This is a genomic window from Flindersiella endophytica, from assembly GCF_054779015.1.
Genome location: NZ_BAAGYY010000004.1, coordinates 70557 through 91259, shown reverse-complemented (window position 1 = coordinate 91259; position 20703 = coordinate 70557). Strand labels below are relative to the sequence as shown.

Below are 20703 nucleotides of genomic sequence, written 5' to 3'. Positions count from 1 at the left end.
AGATACCTCCACCACCTTGCGGTCAGAACCTCAGAACGGGTTCTTGGCGACCGACACCGGCCCATCGCCCCGGCCATAGGCGTACAGCGAGCCCACCGCCGAGGTGTTGATCGGCAGCCGGACGAACGGTCCCCAGCCGGTCTCCTGGTCGTAGGTCACCAGCGGGTCGCCGCTCGCGACATCCCAGATCTGGATCCGGCGCGAGAACCCCGAGCCGGCGATCACCTTCGCGCTGTCGGCCGTGAACGCGACCCCCTGCATGAAGCCCTCGGAATCGCCCTTCAGCGTCTGGATCGTGCCGTCGGAGACGTTCACGACCTGGATGTTGGCGCCGAACTGCTGCACGCCGATCGCCAGGAACTTGCCGTTCGGCGAGAACGACAGCGGGCTCTCCGAGGTCGCGGCGCCGCCGAGGATCCGCAGCCGCGCACCGGTCAGCGCGTCGTACAACTGCACGCCACCCTGCCCCGGCACCGCCGCCACCGTGTTGTCCGGCGACATCTCCACCAGCCCCTGTGGGCGCCCGGTCGAGTTGGTCGCGAGCAGCGTGCCGTCCGAGACGCGCCACACCCGCAGCACGCGATCGTTGCCGGTGGTGATCAGCGTCCGGCCGCCTGGGCCGAAACCGACGCCGGTCGTGCCGAGGTTGTGGCCGGGCAGCGTGAGCGACGATGCCGTGCTGCCGGTCCGCCAGATCTTGATCAGGCTGGCCCCAGGTGTGGGGTTGCCGTCGACCGTGGCAAGCAGACCCCCGTCCGGCGAGAACGCGACCTGGCTGAGTCCGTACGGATGCTCGGCGAGCGTCGCCACCTCCTTGCCGTCGCCGGCGCGCCAGAGCCGGGCCGTCGTGTCGTCGCTTGCGGAGGCGAGCAGCGAGCCGTCCGGGCTGAACTCCACGTAGCGAACGCTTCCCGTGTGTTTCCCGAACGTCAGCTTCACGGCACCGGTCGCGACGTCCCAGATCCGGGCGTGGCTGTCGAACGAGCCCGACACCAGCGCACCTGGCGCGGTGCCCGCGGGGTTGCTGACGAACGCCACGCTGCTGACGCCCGCCTGGGTCTTGTCGTCCAGTGTGATCAGCAATCTGCCGGTGCTGACCTGGAACAGCCGGATCGCGTTGTCGAAGCCGCCGACGGCGAGCGTCTGGCTGTCGCCGGAGAAGTCGATCGAGCTGATCAGGTCCTCGCTCGCCTTGGGGATCGTACGGACCAGGCGGAAGTCGCTCGTCCGCCAGATACGTACGCTCTGGTCCCAGCTGCCCGAAGCGAGCAGCGTGCCGTCGGGTGAGAAGTCGACCGAGCCGACGAAGAACGTGTGTCCGGTCAGCGTGCGCTCCAGCAGCCGCCTCGGTACGTTCCAGACCTTCACGGTCTGGTCGGCACTCCCTGAGGCGAGTCGCTGCCCGTCCGGCGAGAACGCCACCGAGAACACCGAGTCCGTGTGGCCGACCAGACTGGCCACGAACGAGCGGTCGCTCATCCGGAACAGGTTGATCACGCCACCGTCGGCACCGTTCTGGTAGCCGGCGGCGAGCAAGGTGCCGTCGGGTGAGACCGCGATCGAGAAGACGAGGTTGGGCGTCGGGGAGGCGAAGTCGCCGAGAAACGCCCCGTCACTCACTCGCCATAGCTTGACGTTTCCGGAGGGGTCGCCGAAGACGAATTCTCCGGCCGACGCCAGAAATCGTCCGTCCGGTGAGAACGCCACGGAATAGACCGATCCGTCGTGACTTGCAAGGGTCCGGATCAGGCTGCCGTCGGAGGTCCGCCAGAGCTTGACCATGTTGTCCTGGCTCGCCGTCGCCAACACCTGACCATCAGGGGAAACGACTGCCTGCTGGATGCCGATCGTGCCGCCGCCGGTCCACGCCAGATCGGGCGCTGCGGCCGCAGCCGGAATTGCGGAGGACAGGAGTGTCGCGATAATTGATATCGCGACCAAAGCCCCCCGGCGTACGAGTTTCACCATTCCTCCAAGACTTGAAGGTGTCTTGTGCGGAGGAGATTAAGCGGAAGAGCTGACCAGAGCCTGACTTCGCGATGACTTGGGACGGGCCGCGGCCGACGCCAGGGCGTCCACGATCTGGGCACGTCCGGATTGAGCCATGCGCAATTGACGGCAACGGGCTACAGTGGTGGATTGCTGGACGAGGCTGTCCAGTCACGCAATACCGTCTTGCCCGGCTTATCAAGCTGAACTTGGGGTGTTTCAGCGCCATGCCAGCGTCACATCGGACGCCACGCTCGCTCTCTCCTCTTCCTCCCTTCCGCTTCCGTCGAAGGATTCGTCCACGCAGGGACATCGCTTACCCGTCGCTGCTGTGAGAGACAGAGCCGCCCGCTGCCGTTCGTAGCGGGCTGAGCTCAGCCGATCCATCCACACTCTTCGGACCACACGGAAGAAATCATCGTGCCTACCTCGGGGTCCCATGCCCGGACCCACGTCAAACCTGTCCTTCCCTCGCCGCGCCGTCCCGATGGCGACGCGCCCAAAAGTCAAGCAAACAAGGGTTGGCTCCAGTGGCTCTCGCCGTACCTCGGCCGCCACAAGGGAGTACTGATCTGGTCGCTCGCGGCGGCCACATTGTGGACGGCCGCGATGATCGCGGCTCCGCTGATCCAGAAGGTCGTCGTCGACGACGCCATCGTCGAGCACAGCAAGCCGGTCTTGCCCTGGGTGCTCGCACTCATCGGTGTCGGCGTGCTGCGCGCACTCACCAGCGCTCGCTGGCGGGACGCCGGCGGCCGGCTCAGCCTCCATGTGCTGAACGACATCCGCGACGACCTGTACGCCCACCTGCAGCGGCTCGACCAGGCCGCACACGAGCGTATGCAGTCGGGCCAGCTGGTCGCCCGGGTCAACTCCGACCTGGTGCTGGTCCAGCAGGCGGTCGGCCAGCTGCCACCGGTGCTCGGCACCGTGCTGCAGGTCCTGCTCGCGCTGACCATCATGGCGTTCCTCTCGCCGCTGCTGGCCCTGGTGCTGCTGGTCGTCCTGGCCACGATCGTGATCGTCGCCCGCAGGCTGCACATGCGGGTGTACGCAGCCTCGTGGGACGCCCAGCAGCGTGAAGCCGACATGACGACCGTCGCCGAGGAAGCGATCACCGGCGTGCGGGTGGTCAAGGGCTTCGGCCAGGAGAAGCCGGAGCTCTCCCGGTTCGTCGAGTCGCTGTCGTACATGTTCCGCTCGCGGGTACGCGCGGTCCGCCAGCGCGGCCCGCTGCTCGCGACGCTGCAGGCCTCGCCGCTGGCCGGCCAAGTGCTCGTGCTGCTGATCGGCGGCTGGCTGGCACTGAACGGCCACCTCACCGTCGGTACGTTCTTCGCGTTCCTGGCCTACCTCGCCGACCTCAACGGCTCGGCGAGGCTGCTGGCCGGCGTGCTGACGCTGCTGCCCCGGGCACGTTCCGGCGCGGAGCGGATCGCGGAGGTCTTCGCGGTCGAGCCGGAGATCCAGGACCGTACGGACGACGGCACCCGCCCCGAGCTGGACGCGGCGCCGGCTGCCGGGCACACCATCGGGCGCAGCCCGGGCGCGTTCGTCCGGTTCGACAACGTGCGCTTCACCTACCCCCAGGGCCCGGAGGCGCTGCGCGGCTTCGACCTCGACGTACTCCCCGGTGAGACGGTCGCGGTCGTCGGGCCGACGGGCTCGGGCAAGTCGACGGCGCTGCAGCTGGTGTCGCGGCTCCGCGACGCGTCGTCCGGCCGGGTGCTGGTCGACGGCATCGACGTCCGCGACCTGCCGCTTCCGGACCTGCGGCGCCGGGTCAGCGTCGTCTTCGACGAAGCGATGCTGCTGTCGGGAACGATCCGCGACAACATCGCGTACGGACGCAGCGACGCCACGCCCGAGGACGTCGAGCGGATGGCGAGGATCGCGGCGATCCACGACTTCATCGCCGGCCTGCCCGAGGGGTACGACACCGAGGTCGGCCAGGAAGGCCTCAGCCTGTCCGGCGGCCAGCGGCAGCGGATCGCGCTGGCGCGGGCGCTGCTGGCCGACGCCGATGTGCTCGTCCTCGACGACGCGACCTCCGCGGTCGACGTCCACGTGGAGCGCCGGATCCTCGACGCGATGCGTGAGGTCGTCACCGGACGTACGGTCATCGTGGTCGCGTACCGCGAGTCGACCGTGCAGCTCGCCGACCGCGTGGTGCTGATCGACGAAGGCAGCGTGGTCGACCAGGGCACACACGCCGAGCTGATCGAGCGTTCGGAGCTCTACCGCGCGCTGATGTCGGAGCTGCCCGACCACACCGAGGACGAGTCCGCCGAAGAGGACGTGACCCCGGAGGCCTGGCAGCCCGCTTCGCACGCGACCGGGGAGATCCGCGCGAGGGTCGGCGACCCGGCCACACCGGAGCTGCTCGCCGCGCTCGCCGAGCTGCCGCCGGCCCGCGACGACACCCGGGTCGACGTCGGCCACGAGTCGACGCGCGCGGAGAAGTTCCGGCTCGGCCAGATCGTCCGGCCGCAGCGCTGGGCGATCCTGCTGGGTCTCACGCTGCTGCTCGCCGACGCGTTGGCCGGCCTGTCCGGACCGCTGCTGGTGCAGAACGGGCTCGAGCACGCCCTCGACAACAAGTCGATGGCGATGCTGGGCGTGACGTGTGCGGCGTTCGGCCTGATCGCGGTGCTGAACTACTTCAACGTGTGGGGCACGCACCTCACGACGTCCCGTACGACCGAACGCATCCTGTACGCCTTGCGGGTAAGGCTGTTCGCGCACCTGCAGCGGCTCGGCATGGACTACTACGACCGCACTCACGCGGGCCGCATCATGACCCGGCTGACGGCCGACGTCAACGCGGTGGCGGAGCTCATCCAGGCGGGTCTGACGAACTTCCTGGTCGCGATCGTGACGTTCACGGGCATGACAGCCGTGCTGCTCGTACTCAACCCCACGCTGGCATTGGTGGTGCTGGCGGTGATCCCGCCGGCGGCGATCGCGACGATCTGGTACCGGCGCGTGGTCGGGCCGGCCTACGAGCGGGCGCGGGAGCTCAACTCCGCGTTGAACACCTACCTCCACGAGACCCTCGCGGTGCTGCCGGTGACGCAGGCGTTCCGTCGTGAGGACGCCAACCTCGCGCACTTCCGCGGCATGGCGAAGGAGCAGCTGGACGTCCGGTTCACCAGCACGCGGGCGACCGCGATCTACGTGGCGTTCATCGAACTGCTTGCCACATTGACGATCGCCGCGACGCTGCTGGTCGGCTGGCGGCTGATCGCGGCCGGGCAGCTGCAGGTCGCGGAGCTGGTTCCGTTCCTGCTCTACCTGGCTCTGGCGTTCGCGCCCGTCCAGCAGATGGCGACAGTGTTCGACGTCTACCAGCGGGCGAAGACCGGGGTCAGCCGGATCTCGGCGCTGCTGGCCGAGGAGGTCAGCGTTCCGACGCCTTCGGCGCCGTCGGAGGTCGGCGAACTGAAGGGCGACATCGAGCTGCAGGCGGTTTCGCTGCAGTACAACGGAACCCACAAGCCGGCCCTGCGCGAGGCGGACCTGCGGATCGACGCGGGCGAGCGGGTCGCGTTCGTCGGCCAGACCGGCGCCGGCAAGTCCACGATCGCCAAGGTGATCACGCGGTTCTACGACACGACCGGCGGGGAAGTCCAGGTTGACGGCACGTCGGTGCGTGAGTTCGACCCGTCGGTGTTCCGGCAGTCGATCGGGTACGTGCCGCAGGAGCCGTTCCTGTTCTCGCGGACGATCCGCGACAACATCGCCTACGGTGCGCCGGATGCCTCCGACGAGCTGGTGGAGGCGGCGGCGCGGGCGGTTGGCGCGCACGGCTTCATCTCGGAGCTCGACGGCGGCTACCTGCACGAGGTGACCGAGCGCGGGCGTTCGTTGTCGGCGGGGCAGCGGCAGCTGCTGTGCCTGGCGCGGGCGCTGGTGCTGGATCCGCGGGTGCTGGTGCTGGACGAGGCGACCTCGCACCTGGATCTGAAGAGCGAGCGCCGGGTCGAGCGGGCCATGCGCAAGGTGGCGGACGGGCGGACCACGATCGTGATCGCTCACCGGCCGCAGACCCTGCGCTGGGTGGACCGGATCGTCACCGTCCACGATGGGGAGATCGTCGCGGACCAGACGTTCGACGATTTCTCGGCGTCCCGCCACTGAGGCGCGAATGACCACGTTGACCACGGCTTTGCGTGGTTAACGTGGTCATTCGCGCTTCGCCACGCTAGTGCCGCGGCAAGAAACGTTGGCGTTGTAATCGTGTCGGTCTGACGCGTTGAGGGTTGCCTTGGCAGGGTTGTTGTCGGAGGTGGGCTGATGGCACGTCAGGCTGAGGTGTTCGTGCGGCCGCTGGAGCCGGAGGAGGCCGAGCGGCTGGTACGGATCACGCGTCGGACCAGGGATCGGGTGCGGCTTCGCCGGGCCGGGATCGTGTTCGCGTCGTTTCAGGGCCGTTCGGCGACAGAGGCGGCGGCGATGTTCGCCGCCACGGCGCAGTATGCGCGGGAGGTGATCCACGCGTTCAACCAGCAGGGGTTTGCGGCACTGGACCCAAAATGGAGCGGGGGCCGGCCAGTGCGGATCGGCCCCGCGGCGCGTGAACAGATCTGCCGGGTGGCCAAGAGCCCGCCGCAGAAGTTGGGGCTGCCGTTTACGACGTGGAGCCTGACCAAACTGGTGGAGTATCTGGCCAGGCAGCACACCATCAAGGTCAGCACCGAGACGGTGCGGCAGGTCCTGCGCAACGCCGGTGTCAGGTGGCAGGCGACTAAGACTTGGAAGGCCTCCAGGGATCCCGACTTCGTGGCCAAGAAGGACAAGATCCTCGCTCTGTATGACTCGCCGCCTGCCGACGGCAGGGTGATCTGTGTGGATGAGTTCGGGCCGCTGAACCTGCAGCCCAGACCCGGCCGCGGCTGGTTCCCCATCAGCGATCCAGCCCGGCTGCGGGCGACCTACCACCGCCTGGACGGCGTGCGGCACATGTTCGCCGCCCTCGACCTGGCCACCGGCAAGATGTTCTACCGGTTCCGCGACCACAAACGCTGGCCCCAGTTCCTGGACTTCCTCAAACAACTGCGCCACCGATTCGCCGGGAAGCTCTACCTGATCTGCGACAACTACGGCTCCCACGGCAAGGCCGAGGTCAGGGCCTGGTGCAAGGGCAACGACATGGAGTTGGTGTTCACCCCGTCCAACGGATCCTGGCTGAACTGGATCGAATGCCACTTCACCGCCCTGCGCTACTTCACCCTCGACAGCAGCGACTACCCCAACCACGCCACCCAAGAACACGCCATCGCCGGCTACATCCGCTGGCACAACCGACACGCCCAGCCGAAAAGCCACTTCGCCATCGGCTCCAAGATCCGACGACCCGATTACCTACCCAACGTTGCTTGACGCGGCACTAGGACGTCTTGAGACGGTCGGCTACGTCCCTCGAAGTCCCGCCGATGTGGCCTATGGTCATGAGACGTGACCCGAGCTGAATGGGCCGAGCGGACGGCCCGAACCCTCCTCGCCGATTCGCTTCCCCAGCGCCGGGCACACTCCCAAGGCGTGGCAGCGCAGGCACGAACGCTCGCCCCGATCCTCGGCGAGAACGCCGACCTGATCGAAGCCGCCGCGTGGCTGCACGACATCGGGTACGCGCCACGGCTCGTGACGGTCGACTTCCACCCGCCACGGTACCTGCGAGACAGCGAGCAGGCTGACGAGCTAGTGTGCCGGCTCGTCGCGCGCCACTCCTGCGCCATCAACGAAGCCAACGACACGGCTTGGGCAAGGACCTACTTGCGGAGTTCAGACGCCCGCCCCTTGACCTGGAGAAGGCTCTGATCTACTGCGACATGACAGCGAGCCCCACCGGCAAACCAGTGCCCGTTGAGGAACGGATAGCAGACATCTACGCACGATACGACGAGGAGGATCCGGTAACGCGCGCGACACGCCGCTCGGAGCCATCGTTGTTGGCAGCCACTCGATGCATTACGCAACGCCTTAGCCCGTAGCGATACGAGCTACAGATCGTCAGGATACGCGGCAGTGTTCGGCTATCGGATGGTGCCAACGTGCCACGCGCGGCGACCAGTCTTGTCGTTGGGGTTGTCCACCGACCAGGCGACGGCCGTGTCGTTCACGTGGACGTCGGCGAGCCCATGGGTCTCGGCGAGCTTGTGCAGGCAGTTGGTGCGTAGGTCGAGCAGGTAGTCGCTGGTGATCTCCTTGCCCGCGTAGAACCCCACCACGTCGCGGCCGGCGGTCAGCCAGAAGATGCCTTCGCCGCTGACATGGGAGATCTTCTCGGTGTCTCTGTAGACCACGGCGCCGTCGCGATTAACCCAGGCTGAGACATTCTCGTAGGCGGCCAGATACGCGCCACCGGCGTGTTTGTCGTCTTGATGGATCAGGCTGGTTTCGCCGGTGGTCAGGTCCTTGCGGTAGATCGCATAGGTGCGTGTGCGGTCGTAGCGGCCGGGGTCGAAGCGGGCGTAGTAGAGCCAGTGTCCTGTGACCACGGGTTGCGCTGCGTGGGCCACGATGAGCCTCTTCGGCTTGGGGGAGCCGAGCTTGCGGCCGTAGATGTTGACTTCGGGCTGGTTGCCGTTGGCCGGGCTGGAGCGGGCCTCGGCCCAGTACACCCAGCCGTTCAGCAGGCGTGGAATTGTCCAACCGGGGACCGCCGGGGAGGTGCCGATCTCCTTGACGATGGGCGCCTTCGCGACCTGGCTGATCTTCCTGGTCTTACGGTCGAACGCGTACATCGTCCAGCGATCGACGTCAAGGGAAGCGTCCGGCGTCTCGTTCCAGACCGCGTAGTCTTCGTCCAGAGCAGCGAACGTGGTCTGGGTTCCATCGTGTACGTCATCTCTTCCGAGGACAAGTTGGCGTTTCCCCGTCGCTGGATCGGTGACGTACAATCGCCCCGGATGCATGGAGCCCGCCCCAGCCGTACCCTCGCTGTGTTCACCGATTTCCTGCAGAACCTCCCCGGTCTCGGCGATCGCCCGGTTGCCGATGTACTCGGATCCCTCGTATGCGGGCAGCGCCAATTCACCAGTGACGGGCCAGCCAGCTGGATTGGTTAGTGCGGCGGCAGTGCGCTGTTTCATCGGATCACACTGAACTCGCGTCGACGCCGGATTGGATGTGTGCCGTACCGGGATCGCTTTCGGACCTGTCGTGCTAGCCGGATCCTCTTCGTTGGCAGTGCAAGCGGTCACGACAGCAGCCGCAACCGCCAACACCACAAGCGATCGCCTCACCAGACAATCGCTCCGTCACCGACGAAGGTACCCGCGAAAGTCCTCCCGGAGTAGTTGAAGTAGGCCGCCGGACCGCTCCAGACCGAGGTTGAGGAGTCCGCGAACCGAGCATCGGTCATGGTGCCGTTGCTGTAGTAGTACCCGTAGGCTGGCACCCAGTGCCCGATCCGCTGGTTCGGATGACCGTTGTAGTGAGCGCCGTTCGCGTACTCGTTCGTGGCCACTTCCTGGGCTTCTTTCACGTTCACGTCGAACGCCAGGGCGTCATAGAACTCGCCGAAGCTTGGGCCACCTATGAGGGCATAGGAGTACGGCGGGTTTGCCCATCGGTTCAGGCCCCGCTCCATGTCGGTGCGGTAAGTTCCGTCGAATACAGCATCGAGAAACTCCGGTAGGGCGAGGTTCGCCTCGGTCCAGGCGAGATTCTGGCCGTCGCGCGAGCGTTCGGTCGGGATTACGCCAGCGCGGTACATCTGCCGGATAATCATCGCCGCCGACGCTGGCCCGCACCAGTTGCTCTGATGTTGCCCGATCTGCCACAGATCCAGGTGATAGAACGTCGCGGTCGGTGTTACGTCTTTGCGCTCGAAAGCGGGAAGTCTCGCCTCGCCCGGGAACTGCGCCTCATACTCCTCCCTGGCGGCGTCATAGTCCGCGACCGATCCCTCGCCTCGCTGAGCTGCTCCCCAAGCCCTGGCTGCCCTCAGCTTGGCGTCACCCCGCGCTGTCTCCTCGGCAGTCGGAGGCGGCTTCGAGATTGAATCGCTGTCACCGCCACCCGAGGTAGTGGTCTCGGCAACAGCCGGAGGGACTGGTAGCACTTCCACGACCCCCGTGAGCTCACGCGCAGGGCGTCCCACCCTGATGCTGCCACGTCAAGCAATTCGCGAACGTCACTTACCAGATACGGAGCTTTGTGCCACGACGTGTTATCGAGCGCAACGCTGCCACGCCTGACTTCTAGTTGGCCTCCCAGAATCTCCGAAGCTTCTGGTTGCAATTGTGTGTCATCGGCCGTTTCGTCTCAGTCGAAGTACGGTTGTTGACGAGAACGGCAAGCGGCAGCAGTTCACCAAGACGTTCGACACCTTGAAGGAAGCGCGAGCGGAGCTGTCCCGGATACGCCACGAGTACAACAAGGGCGTGTACGTCAAGCCGTCCGAGGAGACGCTTGGTGCGTACCTTGACGAGTACTACAAAGGTGCGACCCGAGGTAGGCGCGAGTCCACCAAGGTCTCGTACCGGGACGCGTTCCGATGCCCGCGCGAGAAGCTCGGACACCGACCGCTCCAGTCGATCAGCAAGGCCGACATCGAGAACCTCGTCGAGTACATGCTCACCAGCGGTCGCAGGCGTGGAGGTACACCGGGTACAGGGCAGGGTGCGCGAAGCGTCCGCCTGACCCTCGGGCGACTCTCTGCGGCGTTCGAGATGGCGATCCGAGAGGGCAAGCTGGTACGCAACCCGGTCAAGCTGGTCACGCCGCCCGAGTACAAGAGGCGCAAGGCGGATACGTGGAGTACGGCCGAGGTACGCGCGTACCTCCGCAAGACCGAGCACGACCGCCTCTACGCGGCGTGGCGGCTCACGCTCTGCGGGCTCCGCCGTGGCGAGGTGCTCTGGCTGCGCTGGTCGGACATCGACCTCAAGGCCAAGACGCTCCGGGTCGACCAAGCCAGAGTGCTGGTCGACTACAAGGTCCGGATCGAGGAGCCGAAGAGCGAGAACGGCAAGCGGACGCTTCCGCTCGACGACGAGCTGGTGACGGCGCTCAAGGCTCTTCGCAAGCGGCAGGCCCAGGAGAGCGAGGAGGCGGGGGAGAGCTACCAGGCGGCACTCAACGACATCGACTGGTATGAATACAAGGATCAGTATGTGGTCGTCGACGAGCTGGGCATTCCGGTCCACCCGGAGTGGTACTCCGATCAGTTCGACCGGCTACGCACGGCCGCGAACCTCAAGAAGATCCGGCTCCACGACTCCCGCCACACGGCGCTGAGCCTGATGGAGAAGGCCGGGGTCCCGATCTCGATCATCAGCAAGTGGGCCGGGCACTACGACGCGGCCTTCACGATGAAGACGTACGTCCACGCGAACGACGACGACCTCAAGCAGGGGACGAAGTCGCTCGCGAAGATCCGCAAGATCGCCTGAACCATCTGTGAGAGATTGTGAGAGGCAGAGCGATGAGCTAGCCTCTCACCACGTCAGCAACATGGGGCTGACCTGCAGGAACGGTGCGCGCTCGGAGGGATTCGAACCCCCAACCTTCTGATCCGTAGTCAGATGCTCTATCCGTTGAGCTACGAGCGCAGGTCTTCAGTTGTGTGCCGCTTCGAGCACGTTCGACCATGATAGGGGTTCGCCCTGGTCACGGCCAATCAAAAAGTGCCTGCGCCAGCATACGGTACGGCAGCCAGCCCTCGCGCACCCCCGTCAGGCGGTGCGGCCGGGGAGCGGCCGCACCCGCGCCGACCTGGGGATACAGGGCTCAGGACTCGGGCGGCCACACCACCTCGTACGGCAGGGCGTTGGCCGGGCCCTCGTACGCGATCGTCCGGTCGGGGGCGACGGCGAAGCGTTCCTCCACCGGCAGGTCGTAGCCATCGCCGGGGTCGGTGAGGAGCCGGCCGCCTGGGCCCGGATCGCCGTCGGGGCCCAGGGGGTAGGCCTGCAGCACGGTCCGGCCGTCCTTCACGACCGGGATGACGGAGCCCGCGCGCACCATCACCGGCGTCACCTGCAAGCCGGCCTGGACGGTGACGTGGCCCGGGCCCTCGTGCGCGACCCCCGTCCAGCGGTCGTACCAGCGGCCCTTCGGCAGCCGGATGGTCCGCTCCCGCACACCCTCCTCCAGCACCGGTGCCACCAGCAGCGCGTCGCCCAGCATGAACTGGTCGTCCTCCCATCTCAGGGCGGAGTCGGAGGGGTCGGCCCAGACCATCGGGCGGACGTACGGCGCGCCTGTGCGGTGCGCCTCCCAAGCAAGCGCATACCAGTACGGCAGCAGTTCGTACCGCTCCAGCAGCGCCGGCCGCACCTGGGCCAGCACATCCGCCCCCAAGGCCCACGGTTCCCGGGGCGGAAGCGCCGCCGCGCAGTGGACGCGGAAGAACGGGAGGTACGCGCCGAGCTGGAACCAGCGCACGTAGAGCTCGTTCGACGGGTGGTCGTCGAAGCCGCCGATGTCGGGCCCGGAGTACGGAACGCCGGAGCAGCCCAGCCCGATCGTGAACGTCAGGCTGATCCGCAGGCCTTCCCACGAGGTCTCGATGTCACCCGACCAGGTGCCGGAATACCGCTGCAACCCCGCGAAGCCCGAACGGGAAAGCAGGAAAGGCCGTTTGCCCGGCCGCAGCTCGCTGACCGCCGCGAAGCCCGCGTGGTTCAACGACAGGGCATAGACGTTGTGCGCCTCGCGATGGTCGCCGCCGCGGCCGTCGAAGTCGTGCCGGGTGGACAGCGGCAGCGTGCCATCTCCCCAAGCCACGAACGAAGACGGCTCGTTCATGTCATGCCAGAAGCCACCTACGCCGAGCTCGAGATATTCCTTGTACTGCTCGCCCCACCACTGCCGCGCGCGTTCGGCGGTGAAGTCGGCGAACACCGACCACCCGGGCCACACCACGCCGGTCACGACGTGGCCGTCGGCGTCTTTCAGGAACGCGTCGGCGGCCAGACCGCTTTGGTACAAGGCGTCTCCGCGCTGCTTCCCCACGCCCGGGTCGGCGATCACGACGACATGGGTGTCGGTCTCGGCGAGCGAGGCGGTGAACGCGCCCAGGTCGGGATAGCGGTCCTTGGCGATCGCGAACGGACGATTGTCAACCAGGTGGTCGATGTCGAGCCAGATCGCCGACAGTGGCAGGTCGTGCTCCTTGAACTGCTCGACGATTCCGCGTACGACAGCCTCGCTGCCGTAGCCCCAGCGGCACTGGTGAAACCCGAGCGCCCACCGCGGCGGCAGCGCCGGCCGTCCGGTCAGGCGGGTGTACTGCTCCAGCGCGGCCGACGGCCCGCTCACGCCGCCGTCGGCGAAGACGTAGTAACGCAAGGGCCCGTTGGTCAGACGCGACACGACTTCGGGCCCGACCTCCACCTTGCCGTCGAACGTGTTGTCGTAGAACGCGAGGTGCGTCCCCGCGTCGGCGACGACGAGGTAGACGGGAATCGACAGGCAGAGCGGGTCGTCGCCGGTGGTGTACGTGCCGCCGGGGTCGGTGTTCCACAGCCGGTACGTGCGCCCCTGCCGGTCCATCCGCGCGCTGCGCCCGCCGAGCCCGAACACGGCCGCGTCGCTGTCGAGAACGCTGCGATGCGCCCAGGCCGGACCCGTCCAGCTCGGCGCCGGATCGTAGCGAAACGCCTTGGCAGGCTCGGCTCCGCTGTCTTCCCGGAACGTCAAGGCGCCCACGGCGTCGACCTCGACGACCAGGCCGTTGGCACGGACTCGCCACCCACCGTCGATCTCGTCCAGCCGGCTGTCGGCGCTCCACTCCGGCGTGACATCGACACCGCCGTAGCTTCCCAGCGCGTACGAAGGAACCGCCTGCGCACCGTCCCAGCTGACGAAAACCCCACCAGCGTTGAGGAAACGTACTTCGAGCGCCATCGTCGCGAACTGGAAGCGTGCCCCGCCGGCGATCGCCGCGGCCGACTCGAGCGTGCCAGGCGCCTTCGGCTGCGTCGACGGATGCTCCCGAGCAAACGCCTTACGGTCGATCTGCCCGCGCCGGATGGTGTAGATGACCGCGCGCAGGCTGTTCTTCCAGCCGATCAGCTTGAAGGACTTGAAGACAGCGCGAAATCGAGCGAAGACGTCCTCCCGGGCTCGTAGCCGTAGGTGGCGCCACCAGCCGGTGATGGGTTCGGCGGGCGTTCCGGACTCGGTCGGACGAAGTTCGCTCTGCCTGGTCATAACGCGAAATGTTATGGGAACGCTTCGCACTGTGCATGTGAGATCCCTAACGCTTCACCTAGCGGCATCGTCCAGAACCCGACAAGCACCCGGCAAACGCCCGGCAAGCCGGTCGCTCAGTCCGGCGAGATGCCCAGGTCGAAGTCCCACTCACCGGCAACCTTGCCGTGCTCGAGCGCGCTCATGATGCGCCGCGCCGGAACGTTCGGCGGTACGTCGACGGCGACCAGCCCGAACTGCGTGGCCTTGGCGTTCGCCCCCAGGCGGATGAAGTGATGCGCGACGCTGTGCAGGGCCTCGGGTTTCCAGGGGAGTACGCGCACTGTCCAGTGCCCGCCGGAGTCGAGCACCTGCGTGGCCCAGACCCGCGTGTCGCCCTGGACGTGGACGACCTCGACGACATCACCGCAGGCGAGCCCTTCGACGAAAACGGGGATGCCGTCGATGCGGTAACGCCCGTTGCCCAGCGACGTCGCCGCGATTTCCTCTGCCTCGAAAGGCGGGTAGCCGTCGGCGTCTTGCTGGAGCTTGACGTACACATGGGTGCTTTCGGTCATGTGAGGCCCGGCTCGCAATCTAGAGGCGTCCTGTCGTCCATCCGCGTCAGAGAGGATTCTGGCAGGACGTCGCGACCACGTGTCGATCCCGAAGCCGCTCGTTCGTCATGCCTGTGGAGGCGATGATGTTCACCGAAATGTTCCCCATCTTGACAACCCGTGACATGCAGCGTGCGCTGGCGTTCTATCGTGACCTACTGGAGGCGAAGGTCGACTATCAGTTCCCGCCGGACGGCGAGCCAGTCTATGTCGGCATGCGGTTGGCATCGACCCACTTTGGCATCGGACTGGATGCCGACCAACGGCCGGCGCAGGCGGCCGACGGCAAGCGCTGGATCGAGCTGTGGATCTACGCCGACGACTGCGACGCCGCGCTGGAACGCCTGCGGTCGGCCGGCGTCACCGTCGTGGACGAGCCGGTAGACCAGCCGTGGGGCGAACGCGTGGCGAAGGTGGAGGATCCGGACGGGCACCGGATCTACGTCGCCTCGCGCGCGGCCACATAGGCCGCCGAACGCGGGTTCGACTTTCTGCCGGCTCGAAGGCTGAGAACCACTCGAAAGCAGGGAATCCGCTACCCGGCCGTGACGTCGGCCAGGTAGCGGAGAGCTTCGCCCAGGATCAGGACCAGCATCAGAAGGAGACGCCGACGCCGCCGCGCGTGTCGGCGCCGTAGCGGGTGATCTCCTTGGCCAGGTCGAGCGCGCGGATCTGCGTACGCCCGGCCACGGTCTCGGCGGTGAGAAGGTCAGCGGGTACGAGCCAGGACACCTCGAACTCGATACCGTCCGGATCCTTTGCGTACAAGGCCTTCGTGGTCGAGTGGTCGGCGCTGCCCACCAGCGCGCCGAGCTCGCTCAGCTTGGCCGCGATGCGTTCCAGGTCGGCTAGCGTCTCGACCTCCCAGGCCAGGTGGTAGAGCCCGACCGAGCCGCGGCCTGCGGCCGAGGAGGCCGCGTCCGCGCCGACTTCGAACAGCCCGAGGTCGTGGTCGTTCCTGGAGCCGGGCGCCTGCAGGAACGCGGCGCCCTTCAGCGCGTCCATCCCCGCGATCGGCCGGAAGCCCAGCGTTTCGGAGTAGAACGCGACGCTGCGCTCGACGTCACGGACGTAGAGAACCGCGTGGTTGAGCCGGAAAACGGCCATGTCGCACCTCTGGTTGGTTACTACGGCCGTCGCACGACGGCCGAGCCACAGTTTGTCGACGGCGAGCAGCGTGCCGAGCACCGGAGCATCCCCCAACCCTAACTGGTAGTTTAAATTTGAACAAGTGACCGGCAGGGTGAATAATCAGGAGGCGTGACCAGACCCCGGTGGCTCAGCGCGGCCGAGCTCGACGCGTGGCGTACGTACCTCATGACGACGCACCTGCTGGAGCGTCGGATCGAGGAGCAGCTGAAGGCCGACGCGGGCCTGACCCACGGCCAGTACGAGATCCTGGTCCGGCTCGCCGACGCGCCCGAGCGCAGCATCCGGATGACCGAGCTGGCCCGGCAGACCGTGATCTCCAAGAGCGCGCTGACCTACCAGGTCGGCCAGCTGGAGAAGGCCGGGCTGGTGGAGCGGGCCAGCTGCGCGACCGACGAGCGCGGCGTGCTCGCCGTGCTCACCGACGAGGGCATGCGGACGCTGGAACGGATCGCGCCCGCTCACGTCGAGGTGGTCCGGGAGTACCTCCTCGACCAGCTGACCAGCGACGACCTGGGCGCGCTGGCCGAGATCATGGCGAAGGTGAAGACCCGCCTTTCGGCCTAGCGGCCCGGCGGCCCGGCGGCCCGCAGACGGAGAAAGCTACTTCGCGCCGAGCTCGGTGAGCGCCTTCTCCGCACCGGGGTTGAGCTTGATCGGTGTGGTCTGCTTCGCGGTGTCGAGCGAGATGCCCTCGGCCGCCGGGTTGACCGCCACCAGGTCCGACTTCTTGTCGAAGATCAGCTTGACCAGCTTGCCGGCCAGCTCGTCGTTGAAGCCCTTCTTCACCAGCAGCACGTTGGGTACGACGATCGTGGCGGTGTCGGCGGGGGTGTTGTAGGTCTTGCCGGGGATCGAGCCGGCCTCGTAGATGTCGCCGTACTCCTGCTGCAGCTTCGGCAGCTCCTTCGACAGGTCGATGAAGTCGACCTTGCCCTTCATCTCGGTCGTGAGGTCGGTGATGCCGCCGGTCGGCAGCCCGCCCGACCAGAACAGCGCGTCGATCGTGCCGTCCTTCATGCCGTCGACGGACTCCGGGAGGCCGAGCCGCTGCGCCTGGATGCCGCTCTTCGGGTCGACGCCGGCGCCCTCCAGCAGCCGGTTGGCGATCACCTCGGTGCCGGAGTTGGGGGAGCCGGTGGAGATCCGCTTGCCCTTCATGTCGGCGATCGAGGTGATGCCGGAGCCCTTACGGACGACGACCTGCGTGTAGTTGGAGTAGATGCGCATCAGCGCCTCGACGTCCTGCTTCTCCTTGAACGAACCCTTGCCGGTGACGGCGTCGCTCGCGGTGTCCATCAGGCAGAACGCGATGTCGTACTTGCCGCCGACGATGCCCTGGACGTTCTGGACGGAGGCGCCGGTCTCGCTGGCGGTGGCCTGGGTCCCCTTGATGTTCCGGCCGATCAGCTTGGCCAGACCGCCACCGAGCTGGTAGTAGACGCCGGTCGTGTTGCCGGTGGCGATCGTGAGCCGCGACGGAGTACCGCTATCGCCGGTGTTCTCCCGGCGGCCACCACAGCCGGCGGTGACGGCGAGCGCGCCGACCATGACGGCGACGAGTGCGACCTTGCCACGCATGCGCATCCCAGATCCCTCCGGTCGTCCAACTGATCCAAGTAGCGAACCAAACCAGCACGTAGAGTGCAAGCGACCTTCCGGTAACCGCCAGGCCGGCTGGTACGGCCAGGTCGGCTACGGCACGATCCGGACGGTGGCGCAGGTGGCGCCGGCGGGAGGAGCGGGCTTGCCGGCTTCGCGGAGCCCGCAGTTGCCGGCCGCGACCGGCTGGACCCCGGCACGTTCGTCGCCCAGTTGGGCCGTCACGCCCGCCCAGGGAAGTTCGGCCTTGGCCGGAACGGTGATCGTGAAGCTGTAGTCGAGGTCGCCCGCAGCGTTCGGGCCGGCGAAGGTCCGGTACACCTCGGCCGGAGGGTCGGGCACGCGCACGTCCTGATCAAGGAGTTCGACCCGGATCTCGTAGCGGTCGTCGTTGGACAGGCCGGTCGCCGCCACCTTCCCCGTAAGCGTCACGCTTTCACCGGACGGCTTGGCGGTGAGCTCGATCGTCGGGCGCCCGGTCGTACGCAGCGTCGCCGCGATCAGGATCACCACGCACAGCACGGCCATGCCGAAGAGGTAGACGCCGGCCATGGAGAGCACGGGACCGGCCCTCCAGCCGGGCTTGCGCCAGGCGACGGCCGCGATGCCCGCCGTGACGCCGGCCAGGAAGGTGAGGAAGAGCCACCAGGCGACCATCTCGCCGAGGGAGTTCGCGCCGCGGCCGGTGAAGAACCACCCAACCATCACCAGCGCGTCGGCGACGCACAGCGCGCCGAGCGCCAGGGCGAGCTTGGTCCACCTGGACTCACCGAGCCGCTGGTTGCCGACGAACGCCGAGCCGAGCCCGACCATGACGCCCACACCGCCCAGGCCGGAGACCGTCAGCGAAGGAGCCGGCGCGTTGCGGAGCAGTGCGGTGGCGATACCGGCGCTGACGCCGAAGATTCCGAGGACACTCGCCGCGATCGTGACGGTGCCGGCCGCGATGTTGATCAGCTGCCCGTAGCTCCGCTCGTCGCTGTCCTCAGCCATGGTCGGTCCCGCTCGGCGGGTGAGCGGTGGACGGCTCCTCGTCCGGGGCGAGCTTGCGGCGGACCACGTGCACAGCCACGGCTGCCACCAGCAAAGCGCCGCCGAGGGCGATGGTGAGCGGAGCGAGGTAGAGCAACAGCAGGGCGGCTCCGAGCGCCAGCACTCGTTCGACTGCGTTCGCCGGCCCGAGCAGCCAGCCGCCCGTGGCCGCGCCCAGCGCCACCACCGCCACGATCGAGACCGCCGCGGTCCACAGGATGCCGGCGAACGAGCCCTGGGCCAGCAGGTGCGACCCCGCCGGCGTCAGAACGAACGCGAACGGCACGAGGAACGCCGGCAGGGTGTAGCGCCAGGTCGCCCACATCGTGCGCATCGGATCGCCGCCGGTGATCGCGGCGGCTGCGACGGCGGCCAGTGCCGTCGGCGGGCTGACCTCGGACAACACGGCGTAGTAGAAGATGAACATGTACGCCTCGGGCCGCTCGACACCGGCCGCGACCAGCGCCGGGGCGATGATCACCGAGGCGATGATGAACGACGCGGTGACCGGCACCGCCAGGCCGAGGATCGCGACCGCCACCGCCGAGAAGACCGCCGTCAGCAGCAGGACGAGCGTGGGATGGTCGCCGACCGCACGAGCGGAGTCGACGATGATCGCGGCGAGGTTGAGTCCGAGGCCGGTCTGGGTGACGACCGCGACGATGACGCCTGCGGCCGCGCAGACGGCGGCTACCGGCAGTACGCCCCGGATCCCGTCGGCCAGGGCCCGGAAGAGCCGCGCCGGCCCCATCCGATGGGCGGGATCGAGGAAGGAGAAAACGAACTGCAGGATCGTGGCGTAGACGACCGCGCGAAACGGCGGGATACCCAATGCCATGAACGCGACAATAAGAAAAAGCGAAAGGAAATGATATCCGAAGCGGAGCAACAACCGTAGGGGCGATCCACGATCTGGGATTTCGACGGAGTGCGCCTGATTCTTTCGAGCGTCGATTTCGATTGCCACAATGATGCCGACGTAGTAGAGAATCGTCGGAATCAACGCGTAAACCAGCACCAGAAGATAGCTCGTGCGCAACAACTCGGCGATGATAAACGCCGCCGCCCCAAGCGTTGGCGGGGACAAAATCGCGCCGATTCCGGTCGCCGCGAGAATTCCTCCGGCCTGCTCCTTGGGGTAGCCGGCCCGCCGCAGAATCGGCCAGGAGACCGTGCCGAGGCTCACCGCGGTGGCGGTTCCGGACCCCGAAACGGTGCCGAGCAGGAAGCCCGCGAGCGTGACCGTACGCCCCGGCGCCGACCGCGAGCGCCCGAACGCCGCGAACGACAGGTCGATGAAGAACTTCGACGCGCCGGACCGGTCGAGCACCGCGCCGTAGATCGTGAACAGCACGATGTAGGTCGCAGCGACGTTCAGCGGGACGCCGTAGAACCCGCTCGTGCCCATGTACAGATGCGCGACGATCTCGTCGACGTTGAAGCCGGTATGGGCGATCGCCCAGGTCACCGGCAGGTAGCCGCCGTAGTAGGCGTACGCCAGGAATCCGACGCAGATCAGTGGCAGCCACCAGCCGGTCGTACGGCGAGCCGCCTCCAGGATCAGCACGAGCAGGACGAGGCCCATCACGATGTCGAGCGTCGACGGCACCTGCCGCCGCTCGAGGAAGTCGTCGAAACCGGCCAGAGGGTACGCCGCGACCACGAACGACAGCGCCGCCAGCACGTAGTCGACGACGCCGGGGTTGTCGCTGCGCTGGCTCTGGACAGCGGTTTCCACCATGCGGGCTTCGGGTTCCGGACCGGCGGCGTCGTCACCCGTCTCGGCGGCACGCTTCCGCGCCGGCCGGCTGAGCCCTGAGCGGTAGCCGCAGAACACCAGCGGCAGCACGACGGCCAGGAAGATCGTGGCGTAGTACTGCCCGCCCTGCGGCACCGGCCGGAACACGTTGTACAGCACGAACAGGCTCAAAAGCGCGCATACGACCGCGAACCCGATATCTACGCCACCCGACAGCCGCCGGCCCGGGCGTTCCTCGTCGTACTCCGCGAGGAGGGTCTCCTGGTTGGTCGTCACGCTGTCCCTCCTGTCGCGTTCGGGTCACGTTGCGTCGCCGCCACGGTCGGACACACCCGTCCGCAGCGGTGTGGAGAGTCAACCAGATTTTCTCTCGCCGCCGCCTACAGTCAAGACTTTTGCATTATTTCGGCA

The 20703-nt window shown here is 67.2% G+C and carries 15 protein-coding genes and 1 tRNA gene; 6 read left to right on the top strand and 10 right to left on the bottom strand.

Annotated features, from left to right (window positions below):
* Positions 1-30 precede the first annotated feature (30 nt).
* Complete coding sequence (locus tag ACYVF6_RS02710; protein ID WP_460515336.1) at positions 31-1968, bottom strand: WD40 repeat domain-containing protein; 1938 nt, start codon at positions 1966-1968, stop codon at positions 31-33.
* Positions 1969-2409: 441 nt separating this feature from the next.
* On the opposite strand from ACYVF6_RS02710, the gene ACYVF6_RS02705 reads away from it, so the two are divergent.
* From ACYVF6_RS02705 to ACYVF6_RS02695, 3 genes are all read left to right on the top strand, one after another.
* On the top strand, positions 2410-6129 hold the full coding sequence (locus tag ACYVF6_RS02705; RefSeq protein ID WP_460515335.1) for an ABC transporter ATP-binding protein: 3720 nt from the start codon (positions 2410-2412) through the stop codon (positions 6127-6129).
* A gap of 246 nt (positions 6130-6375) precedes the next feature.
* Complete coding sequence (locus tag ACYVF6_RS02700; protein WP_460515333.1) at positions 6376-7371, top strand: IS630 family transposase; 996 nt, start codon at positions 6376-6378, stop codon at positions 7369-7371.
* A gap of 75 nt (positions 7372-7446) precedes the next feature.
* The gene (locus ACYVF6_RS02695) at positions 7447-7809 is read left to right on the top strand and encodes an HD domain-containing protein (RefSeq protein ID WP_460515331.1); all 363 of its coding nucleotides are present in this window, start codon (positions 7447-7449) and stop codon (positions 7807-7809) included.
* A gap of 215 nt (positions 7810-8024) precedes the next feature.
* Here the strand turns inward: ACYVF6_RS02695 and ACYVF6_RS02690 are convergent, their stop codons facing one another.
* Both ACYVF6_RS02690 and ACYVF6_RS02685 read right to left on the bottom strand, forming a co-directional pair.
* Positions 8025-9083, bottom strand: a complete 1059-nt coding sequence (locus ACYVF6_RS02690; RefSeq protein ID WP_460515329.1) for a hypothetical protein — start codon at positions 9081-9083, stop codon at positions 8025-8027.
* Positions 9084-9232: 149 nt separating this feature from the next.
* Positions 9233-10063, bottom strand: coding sequence for a hypothetical protein (locus ACYVF6_RS02685; protein WP_460515327.1), 831 nt, complete (start codon positions 10061-10063; stop codon positions 9233-9235).
* Between the two features lie 262 nt (positions 10064-10325).
* On the opposite strand from ACYVF6_RS02685, the gene ACYVF6_RS02680 reads away from it, so the two are divergent.
* Positions 10326-11390 carry a tyrosine-type recombinase/integrase gene (locus tag ACYVF6_RS02680; RefSeq protein ID WP_460515325.1) on the top strand — a complete coding sequence of 355 codons (1065 nt, stop codon included), beginning with the start codon at positions 10326-10328 and terminating at the stop codon, positions 11388-11390.
* A gap of 86 nt (positions 11391-11476) precedes the next feature.
* Here ACYVF6_RS02680 and ACYVF6_RS02675 read toward each other — a convergent pair.
* From ACYVF6_RS02675 to ACYVF6_RS02665, 3 genes are all read right to left on the bottom strand, one after another.
* Positions 11477-11549, bottom strand: a tRNA-Arg gene (locus ACYVF6_RS02675).
* Between the two features lie 178 nt (positions 11550-11727).
* Positions 11728-14154 carry a glycoside hydrolase family 31 protein gene (locus ACYVF6_RS02670; protein ID WP_460515322.1) on the bottom strand — a complete coding sequence of 809 codons (2427 nt, stop codon included), beginning with the start codon at positions 14152-14154 and terminating at the stop codon, positions 11728-11730.
* A gap of 116 nt (positions 14155-14270) precedes the next feature.
* Entirely contained in the window at positions 14271-14711 is a 441-nt protein-coding gene (locus ACYVF6_RS02665; protein ID WP_460515320.1) for a DUF4265 domain-containing protein, read from the bottom strand.
* 107 nt (positions 14712-14818) lie between these two features.
* On the opposite strand from ACYVF6_RS02665, the gene ACYVF6_RS02660 reads away from it, so the two are divergent.
* On the top strand, positions 14819-15217 hold the full coding sequence (locus tag ACYVF6_RS02660; RefSeq protein ID WP_460515318.1) for a VOC family protein: 399 nt from the start codon (positions 14819-14821) through the stop codon (positions 15215-15217).
* Between the two features lie 127 nt (positions 15218-15344).
* On the opposite strand, the gene ACYVF6_RS02655 is transcribed toward ACYVF6_RS02660, so the two are convergent.
* Entirely contained in the window at positions 15345-15857 is a 513-nt protein-coding gene (locus tag ACYVF6_RS02655) for a VOC family protein (protein WP_460515317.1), read from the bottom strand.
* Positions 15858-16010: 153 nt separating this feature from the next.
* Here ACYVF6_RS02655 and ACYVF6_RS02650 point away from each other — a divergent pair, with 153 nt between their 5' ends.
* The gene (locus ACYVF6_RS02650; protein ID WP_460515315.1) at positions 16011-16466 is read left to right on the top strand and encodes a MarR family winged helix-turn-helix transcriptional regulator; all 456 of its coding nucleotides are present in this window, start codon (positions 16011-16013) and stop codon (positions 16464-16466) included.
* Positions 16467-16502: 36 nt separating this feature from the next.
* Here the strand turns inward: ACYVF6_RS02650 and ACYVF6_RS02645 are convergent, their stop codons facing one another.
* The 3 genes from ACYVF6_RS02645 to ACYVF6_RS02635 all read right to left on the bottom strand — a co-directional run bounded on the left by ACYVF6_RS02645 (position 16503) and on the right by ACYVF6_RS02635 (position 20568).
* On the bottom strand, positions 16503-17480 hold the full coding sequence (locus ACYVF6_RS02645) for a TAXI family TRAP transporter solute-binding subunit (protein ID WP_460515312.1): 978 nt from the start codon (positions 17478-17480) through the stop codon (positions 16503-16505).
* Between the two features lie 114 nt (positions 17481-17594).
* Positions 17595-18494: a hypothetical protein gene (locus ACYVF6_RS02640; RefSeq protein ID WP_460515310.1), complete on the bottom strand. Its 900-nt coding sequence runs from the start codon at positions 18492-18494 to the stop codon at positions 17595-17597.
* Positions 18487-20568: a TRAP transporter permease gene (locus tag ACYVF6_RS02635; RefSeq protein ID WP_460515308.1), complete on the bottom strand. Its 2082-nt coding sequence runs from the start codon at positions 20566-20568 to the stop codon at positions 18487-18489. Before ACYVF6_RS02635 ends, ACYVF6_RS02640 begins: the two co-directional genes overlap by 8 nt.
* Positions 20569-20703 lie beyond the last annotated feature (135 nt).

Bases quoted from the DNA above. Each gene is read 5' to 3' on its own strand.
- ACYVF6_RS02710 (WP_460515336.1), bottom strand. From the start codon at position 1,968: ATGGTGAAACTCGTACGCCGGGGGGCTTTGGTCGCGATATCAATTATC.
- ACYVF6_RS02690 (WP_460515329.1), bottom strand. From the start codon at position 9,083: ATGAAACAGCGCACTGCCGCCGCACTAACCAATCCAGCTGGCTGGCCC.
- ACYVF6_RS02670 (WP_460515322.1), bottom strand. From the start codon at position 14,154: ATGACCAGGCAGAGCGAACTTCGTCCGACCGAGTCCGGAACGCCCGCC.
- ACYVF6_RS02665 (WP_460515320.1), bottom strand. From the start codon at position 14,711: ATGACCGAAAGCACCCATGTGTACGTCAAGCTCCAGCAAGACGCCGAC.
- ACYVF6_RS02660 (WP_460515318.1), top strand. From the start codon at position 14,819: ATGCCTGTGGAGGCGATGATGTTCACCGAAATGTTCCCCATCTTGACA.
- ACYVF6_RS02655 (WP_460515317.1), bottom strand. From the start codon at position 15,857: ATGGCCGTTTTCCGGCTCAACCACGCGGTTCTCTACGTCCGTGACGTC.
- ACYVF6_RS02645 (WP_460515312.1), bottom strand. From the start codon at position 17,480: ATGCGTGGCAAGGTCGCACTCGTCGCCGTCATGGTCGGCGCGCTCGCC.
- ACYVF6_RS02640 (WP_460515310.1), bottom strand. From the start codon at position 18,494: ATGGCTGAGGACAGCGACGAGCGGAGCTACGGGCAGCTGATCAACATC.